The sequence below is a fragment of the Paenibacillus zanthoxyli JH29 genome (assembly GCF_000520715.1).
GTDB classification, from domain to species: domain Bacteria; phylum Bacillota; class Bacilli; order Paenibacillales; family Paenibacillaceae; genus Paenibacillus_AQ; species Paenibacillus_AQ zanthoxyli.
Genome location: NZ_ASSD01000109.1, coordinates 1 through 2,184 on the forward strand (window position 1 = coordinate 1; position 2,184 = coordinate 2,184).

General features: G+C 55.4%; 3 protein-coding genes and 1 pseudogene. 1 reads left to right on the top strand and 3 read right to left on the bottom strand.

Features of this window, described 5'->3' with window-relative positions; genetic code table 11:
* The 3 genes and pseudogenes from L691_RS27795 to L691_RS0104390 form a co-directional block, all read right to left on the bottom strand.
* Positions 1-253 (bottom strand): annotated as a pseudogene (locus L691_RS27795) (bifunctional ADP-dependent NAD(P)H-hydrate dehydratase/NAD(P)H-hydrate epimerase); the annotation flags it as partial.
* A gap of 36 nt (positions 254-289) precedes the next feature.
* Complete coding sequence (locus L691_RS0104385) at positions 290-922, bottom strand: NAD(P)-dependent oxidoreductase (RefSeq protein ID WP_025689016.1); 633 nt, start codon at positions 920-922, stop codon at positions 290-292.
* A 91-nt stretch (positions 923-1,013) separates the two neighbouring features.
* Positions 1,014-1,688, bottom strand: coding sequence for a DUF421 domain-containing protein (locus L691_RS0104390; RefSeq protein WP_036735255.1), 675 nt, complete (start codon positions 1,686-1,688; stop codon positions 1,014-1,016).
* A gap of 154 nt (positions 1,689-1,842) precedes the next feature.
* Between L691_RS0104390 and L691_RS0104395 the strand changes: the two genes are divergently transcribed.
* On the top strand, positions 1,843-2,151 hold the full coding sequence (locus tag L691_RS0104395) for a hypothetical protein (protein WP_025689019.1): 309 nt from the start codon (positions 1,843-1,845) through the stop codon (positions 2,149-2,151).
* The last annotated feature ends 33 nt before the right edge of the window (positions 2,152-2,184 follow it).

The window sequence follows — 2,184 nt, forward strand, 5'->3', positions numbered from 1 at the left end:
CGAATCCCGGTGCGGCCGCTTCTTCGTGGGCTGCGCCCGCCGTCCACGCTCCGCCATTGCGCACCGCGCCGCTGTCCCGCGCCGCCTGGGCTGTCGGCAGCGGGCTGCTCTCTCCGCGCCGCCGGCACAGGGCAATAATCTCCTCCGCGATGGCACGCCCGGCATTTTCCATTAGGGCAACCGCCGGAATGCCCAGCCGTTCTATTGTGATGCGGTCCAGCCGCCGCATTTCCTCAGCCGTCACCAAATGCATCCCTTGTTATCCCCTTTCTTTATTTCCTGGGCCGCATCAATATCCCACCGTGAACCGAGCCTTGATGAAATTGCCTTCCTCCAGTTCGTCGATCACCGCCGCAGCGTAATCCTCCACGCTGATCTCGCTTCTTCCGTTCTCGTCTACAACGAGCCGGTCTAATCCGATACGGAACTGTCCCGTACGCCGCCCCGGCGAGATGATCGCGGCAGGGCTGGCATATGTATAGTCCAGGCCGGAGTGGACATAGATTTCATAGGCGTCGGCATGAGCCGCCGCAAGCGGCTTTACCTCCTCCGGGAACTCCGGCGTGTCCATCAGCCGGTCGCCCGAATCCGTCTTCAGGCTTCCCGCTCCGCCGACTACGATCAGCCGGTTCACCCCGGCTGTCTTCAGCCCTTCCACGAGCGAACGGGCGACTTCAAGCAGTTCGCCCTCTGCACCGAACTCAGGCTCGTAAGCGCTGATCACAGCCTCGCGGCCTTTGGCCGCCTGGGCTACCTCTTCCGGTCTTAGAAGGTCGATCGGCAGCGTAAGCAGACCTCCATGCTGAATCTCCATTGCCTCCGGCTTCTGAAGCGGAGCCGTCACATCATGCCCCCGCTTCAGGGCTTCCTCCAAAATTGCACGCCCTATCGTTCCCGATGTGCCGAACAGCACTATTTTCATATCCTTGTTCCTCGCTTTCTGCCGTTATTTTCTTTGGGCCATATTCCCTGCGAGCCCCTGCCTCATAATTCTCCCCAACATTCGGGCCTAGCTAGCCCTCCATGACAAAAAAGCCCTTGTCCTTACTCCATTCTACAAAAGCCAATGATTTAATATCCCGGCAGCCTTTATCCCGCAGCCCGCTTTCCAGCCACTCCTTGTCCTTGCCGATCTTCTTCAGATTGTCCTCCAGAATATCCCCTTCCTCTACAAGCGAGTAGACTAAAAAAGGCTCCTCATGCGGTATTCCAAGGTCTTTCTTGGACGGCGTTTCATACTCCGGCTTCTTCATAACGCTGAGCGACCCGTTGTTCTCAAATATAGCATACGCTACCTCTTCCATGGAAAAAACATCCTTCTGGCGCAGCAGCATACGCAGTTGCCCAAAGTCGAGGCGGTTTCGCCTCATTTCCTGCATATCAATTTGGCCGTTGCGGATCAGGATGGAGGTTGAGCCTTCGAGCGGCGCGCGCATCCGTTTGGCGTGCTGCGTTACTTTTTCGAATACATAGGATAACGCTCCCCACAGCAGCAGTCCGTAGATAAGTTCAAAATAACGGGTGTCGCCCTGATAAATCGTATTACCCACAATTTCACTCAGCATCATCGCAGAGACAAAATCGAAGGGAGTCAGCTGGGAAATCTCCTTTTTCCCGAGCAGCCGCGTCATAATCCATAAGCCGATGAAACCGGTGACCAGCTTGATCGTAATGAATGCATAGTCCATAATACGTTCCTCCTGCAATCGTAAATGAGCTACAACGAATATTACCCAATCCGCAAAGCGGTTGAAAAATGATCAGAGGAACGTAATGCGCGGCATGCCTTGTATCACCGCACGTTCTATGGAATAGTAATATAAGGAAAGGTTGGTGAAGGAGATGTCTCCTTGGGGAAAACTGTTTAAATGGGGCACTTTTGCTTACGAGGCTTTTCTGGCGCTTCCGTTCATCGGCGGCGCATTCGTGGTGGCCAACGCTTGGCTGCCGCTGGGAGTCGCTTTTCTGCTGCATGCCGTCGCTATTGCCGTACTGTACAATGAGCGGGGGCCCGTCACCGGCAACGTCATCGGAGTCGTTACTTCCATTATCGCCATCATACCAATCGTAGGCTGGATTATGCATGCCATAACCGCCCTGGTTCTGCTGATTGAGGGGATTTCGTCCGCCCGGCGGACACCCCGCTACTAAGCCTCAATATCCGGGAAACACAGACAGCGGCCC

Bases quoted from the DNA above. Each gene is read 5' to 3' on its own strand.
- L691_RS0104390 (WP_036735255.1), bottom strand. From the start codon at position 1,688: ATGGACTATGCATTCATTACGATCAAGCTGGTCACCGGTTTCATCGGC.
- L691_RS0104395 (WP_025689019.1), top strand. From the start codon at position 1,843: ATGTCTCCTTGGGGAAAACTGTTTAAATGGGGCACTTTTGCTTACGAG.
- L691_RS0104385 (WP_025689016.1), bottom strand. From the start codon at position 922: ATGAAAATAGTGCTGTTCGGCACATCGGGAACGATAGGGCGTGCAATT.